This is a genomic window from Streptomyces sp. AC627_RSS907, from assembly GCF_019049165.1.
Genome location: NZ_JAGMUE010001238.1, coordinates 1 through 545, shown reverse-complemented (window position 1 = coordinate 545; position 545 = coordinate 1). Strand labels below are relative to the sequence as shown.

Below are 545 nucleotides of genomic sequence, written 5' to 3'. Positions count from 1 at the left end.
GCCGACCGCTGGCTCGCCGCGTTCCAAGGCGCGTTGGGGGAGTGGCGTGAGCGGTACGGGGACGGCGGGGACGGCAGCGCCACGGCGGCCGACCGGGAGGTCGGTGCGGAAGGCGGTGACGAGGGCGGCGCCGAGTGGCGCGCCGCGCTCGCCGGGCTCGGGCGTGAGACGGTGACCGCGCTCCTCGCGGTGGACCGGGGGGCACAGGCGCGGGACGTGCTGGCCGCGCTGCCGGCGGCGGTGCGCGCCCGTGGCCGGTTCGTCCTGCTCACGGCCCAGGTGCTGGTCGCGGACGGCGACGCGGCGGGCGCCCGCGCCCTGTTCGACGCCGGCTTCGAGGTGGACGACCTGCGCGAGGGCGACGAGACGCTGAGCGACACGTGGTTCGCCGTGGCCGAACGCCTCGTGGCCGCCGACCCGGAGTCGGCGGACCTCGACGCCGACGCGTTGCGGGCCCGCGCCAGGGAACTGCACCCGCTGCCCGACCGCTACGAGTTCCGCATGCGGCCCGCCTGATGGCCGGCTGACGCTCGGCGGGTTGGTGG

At 78.0% G+C, this 545-nt stretch carries 1 pseudogene; it reads left to right on the top strand.

The features are described from left to right. Positions 1-516: pseudogene (locus tag KUM32_RS41260) on the top strand (DUF5107 domain-containing protein); the annotation flags it as partial. Positions 517-545: the final 29 nt, after the last annotated feature.